The following is a 4,208-nucleotide window of genomic DNA, read 5'->3' on the forward strand; positions in this document are numbered from 1 at the left end:
CGCGCCGGGTGGGCGGCCGCGCTCACCGTCCTCCTCGGGCTCGGGGCGTGGGCGCAGGCGGGCACGCTGGGGTACGTGCTGCCGCGCGGGGCGCTGCCGGGGCCGGTGGAGGCCAGGTACCGGGAGCCGTGGACCGGGTACCACTGGATGACGCCGTGGGTGCGCTACGGGGACGTGGTGATGGCCGAGCGGCATCCGTCGCGCCGGATTCCCGCGTACGGCCCCTACACGGTCGCCCCCGGCTACCCCGACTTCTTCCTGCCGGACGAGGAGCGGCGGCTGGAGGACGTGGAGAGGTACTTCGCGGGGGAGACCCCGGACGGGGCGCGGCGGGAGATCGAGCGGGCGTACGGGGTGCGGTGGGTGGTGGACGCGTCCGGGGTGCTGGCCGGGACGGGGCTGCGGGAGGTGGCCCGGGGGCCTGAGGGGCAGGTGCTCTACGAGGTGCGGTGATCAGCCGGCCGGCTCACCGCACCGCACGTCACCGCACCCTTACCGCGCTTGCCGCCAGCCGTACATCACGTGCCCTCACCTCACCACACTCGCCACCAGCCGCACCGCCCGTTTCACCCTCGGCCTGGCCACCCTCCGCACCACCGGCCGCAGCACCCGGGCCGTCACCCCCACCGGCGCCCACCGCACCTGGAGGCGCCCCGCGCCATGACCCTCCGGCTCGATCGTGACCCGGTGCGGAGTCATGCCGGAGTGGTACGGAACCCGGGTCGTCAGCGGCGGGAAGTCCAGGGGGGCCAGCAGCAGGCCGGTGTTGGCCTGGCCCTGGTGGGTGAGGCGCAGCAGCGGATGACGGACGCCGGAGAAGCCGGCCGGTGACAGGGGCGCGGTCGCCGGGTCGAAGTGCACCCGGCCCTCGAAGATGCCGGGGCGGACGGGGGACAGCCGGAAGGGCACCGTCAGACGGCGCGGGCCGGGGGCGATGAGGAGGACCGCGCGCTGGGGGCCGACCGGGAGGCGCAGCGCGGGGTCGTAGGTGCGCACGGTCAGGTCGACCGAGGCGCCGGGGCCCCGGGTGATCTCGGTGATCTCGTGGCGGAACTGGGCGCTGAAGAACGGGCGGGTGTCCAGCTCCAGGTCGGTGAGGTCCAGTTCGCGTCGGGCGTCGGCGGAATCGGGGAGCCGCTCGCCCCAGTACGTACGGCCGTCCGCGTCCGTGGTGACCCGGCGCGGGGCGACGCCCCGGCCCAGGCCCCGGGCGGCCAGCCGGGCATCAGTCAGCCGGCGTTCGCGGACCAGCTGGAGCACCACCCGCTCGGCGCGCGGCAGGCGCGCGTAGGCGCCGGGGGACAGGGTGTCCAGGTACGGGTTCATGACGTCGGCGAAGGCCTCCAGCCAGGCGTCGTCGCGGTAGGGCAGGTCACCGGCGTACATGCGGAAGTCGTGCTTGAGGAACTTGTGGTCCTTGTCCTCCCGCAGTGCCTCGTGCCCGCTGTCGGTCAGGAAGGCGTCGATGAGCCGCTGGACGTGGACGCGGTCGCGGACGTTGGCGATCTTGTGCCGCTGGTTGGAGATGGACGCCGCGTCGGAGGAGGCGTACGGGGCGACGTACCAGACGTAGACCGGCTCGGGGATGATCGTGAACCGTTTTGCCAGGCAGTACGCCTGCGCCGAGAACAGCTGGTCCTCGTAGTGGATGCCCTCGGGGAAGCGCAGCTCGTGCCGGTCGAGGAAGGCGCGGGCGTACATCTTGCTGGTGGCCAGGTGCTCGAAGAACAGCCGCGGGTCGGCCTCGATGCCGTCCAGGGTGCGGCGCTCCTGGACCAGGTGCGGCATCCAGGTGGAGCGGCGGCCGGTGTCCACGCGGACGCGGCGCACCGCGCCCATCGCGAAGTCGATCTCCCGCTCACGGTGCGCGGCCAGCAGCGACGCGACCGCGTTCGGGGGGAGCTCGTCGTCGCTGTCGAGGAACATCAGGTACGGCGCCCGGGCGATCTCCAGGGCGCGGTTGCGCGGGGCGCTGCAGCCGCCGCTGTTCTCGGGCAGGCGCAGGTACCGGATGCGGGGGTCCTCGGCGGCGAGGCGCCGGGCCACCTCGGGGGTGTGGTCCGTGGAGTGGTCGTCGCTGATGACGATCTCCAGGTCGCGGTGGGTCTGGCGGCGGACGGACTGCACGGCGCGGGGGAGGCGCTCGGCGTCGTTGTGCACGATGACCGTCACGGTGACGTCGGGCCGGAACGTGTTGTCGGACGCGGGAGTCACGTCGGGCGAGGGCGTCACGGGCCCACCTCCTCGGGGTTCGGCGCCGGCGTGCGGTCCTCGACGGGCAGCACCGGCGGCAGCGCGGACTCGTCCTGGTCGAGGAAGACCCGGCGTACGACGCGCTCGGCGGCGCGGCCGTCGTCGTACTCGCAGAACCTGCGCCGGAACACGGCCCGTGCCTTCGCCGCGCTCTCGTCGCGCCAGGCGTCGGTGGTGAGGATCTCGGTGAGCTGCTCCTGGGTGCGGGCCACCGGGCCCGGGGCCTCGGCCATCAGGTCGAAGTAGACGCCGCGGGTGGTGCGGTACGTCTCCCAGTCGTCGGCGTGGATCACGATCGGGCGGTCGAGGTTGGCGTAGTCGAACATGATCGACGAGTAGTCCGTGACCAGCGCGTCGGCGGCCAGGCACAGCTCCTCGACCGGGTCGTAGGAGGACACGTCGATGAGGCGGCCCGAGCGGCGCAGGCCGGTCAGCGGGGAGGCGGTGCCGGCGTAGAAGTAGTGGGCGCGCACCAGCAGGACGGTGTCCTCGCCGAGCCGGTCGGCGAGCGCGGCCAGGTCCAGGCGGGGGGTCCAGCCGGCCTCGTAGTCGCGGTGGGTGGGCGCGTAGAGGAGGGCGCGGCGGCCCGGGGCGATGCCGAGGCGTTCGCGGACCGCGCGGATGTCGTCGGCGCCGGCGGTGTAGTAGACGTCGTTGCGCGGATAGCCGTAGTCGAGGGAGACGTACCGCGACGGGTACGCGCGCTCCCACATGCGCGTGGTGTGGCTGTTGCTGGAGATGCTGAAGTCCCATTTGTCGACGCGTTCAAGGAGCGCCTGGAAGTCGAGGCCCTGCGCTGCCGCCGGGTACGGCATCTGGTCCAGGCCCATGCGCTTGAGGGGGGTGCCGTGGTGGGTCTGGACGTGGATCGCGTCGGGGCGTTTGACCACCGCGTTGGGGAAGTTGACGTTGTTGACCAGGTACTTCGCGGTGGCGAGCGTCTCCCAGTAGCGGCGGGTGCCGGGGACGACATGGTCGGTGCCGGGCGGGAGCAGTGCCGCGTTCTCGGCGGTGACCACCCACACCGGGTGGATGTGCGGGGCGAGTTCGGCGAGCTTGGCGGCGATGGCGGCGGGATTGCAGGCGACGCCGCGGTTCCAGTAGGCGGCGAACACCGCGAGGTGGGGGTGGACGGGGCGGTGCAGGGCCCTGCGGTACTGCTGGTCGCGCAGCCGGGTGCCGAGGCGGCGCCCGCGGGTGCGCACGGTGGACCGGACGGTGCGGCGGGCCCGGTTGGCGGCCTGGAAGGCGCGGTACTTGCGGTAGGCGCCCTCCTCCAGCAGCGCGCGGCGGAGGCCCTCCGGTCCGGCCGGACGGCGGTGGCCCTCGGGGCGGAGGCGTACGGCGGCCGAGGAGGCGCGGCGGAAGAACGCGCGGGCCACCTCCTCGGGCATGCCGCCGCGGGCGAAGGTGCGCAGACACTCCCGCACCATCACCTCGTACAGCACCGTGTACGGGGCGGGGCGCTCGCGGATGAGGTCGAGCAGGGACGTGTAGCGCTCGACCAGGGCGTACCGCTGCTCGGGGGTGAGCGGCGGGAGGCTGGCCGGGCGCAGCCGGCGGTCCTCGTAGGCGGGGTGGGGCAGGCAGGCGACGCGGTCGGCGAGGAGCAGGGCGGCGAGCGCGGCGTACGCCTCGTCGTCGGTGTTGAGCAGGTCCTCGTGGGCGCGCCAGAAGTCGGTGCGCAGGACGCGGGTGCCGAGCAGCGGGGTCAGGCGCAGCAGGGGGGCGCAGTCGTCGAGGGCGAGGTCGGCGCGGCCGGCGCGGGCGAGGAGGGGGCCGTCCGGGGAGGGCAGACCGGAGGTGCGCCAGGTGCTGCGGACGTGGTCCAGGAGCAGGACGTCCACGGTGTCGGGGAGCTCGGCGGCGCGTTCGGCGATGGTGCGCGTGCTGCCGGGCGGCAGGCCGTCCTTGGCGTGCACGAAGTGCAGCCGGCGGCCGGTGGCGAGGCCGGC

2 protein-coding genes and 1 pseudogene are annotated in these 4,208 nt (G+C 73.9%); 1 reads left to right on the top strand and 2 read right to left on the bottom strand.

The genetic code is table 11. The features are described 5' to 3' along the window. A pseudogene (locus N4P33_RS33285) lies at positions 1 to 453 on the top strand (hypothetical protein); the annotation flags it as partial. A gap of 75 nt (positions 454 to 528) precedes the next feature. On the opposite strand, the gene N4P33_RS33290 reads toward N4P33_RS33285, so the two are convergent. Together N4P33_RS33290 and N4P33_RS33295 are read right to left on the bottom strand one after the other, a co-directional pair. Continuing rightward, positions 529 to 2,232 carry a glycosyltransferase family 2 protein gene (locus N4P33_RS33290; RefSeq protein WP_260830661.1) on the bottom strand — a complete coding sequence of 568 codons (1,704 nt, stop codon included), beginning with the start codon at positions 2,230 to 2,232 and terminating at the stop codon, positions 529 to 531. Next, positions 2,229 to 4,208 (bottom strand): CDP-glycerol glycerophosphotransferase family protein (locus tag N4P33_RS33295; RefSeq protein ID WP_260830662.1); only part of this gene is annotated, 1,980 nt, incomplete at its 5' end. The genes N4P33_RS33290 and N4P33_RS33295, both read right to left, overlap by 4 nt.

Source organism: Streptomyces sp. 15-116A (assembly GCF_025290915.1).
Lineage (GTDB): Bacteria > Actinomycetota > Actinomycetes > Streptomycetales > Streptomycetaceae > Streptomyces.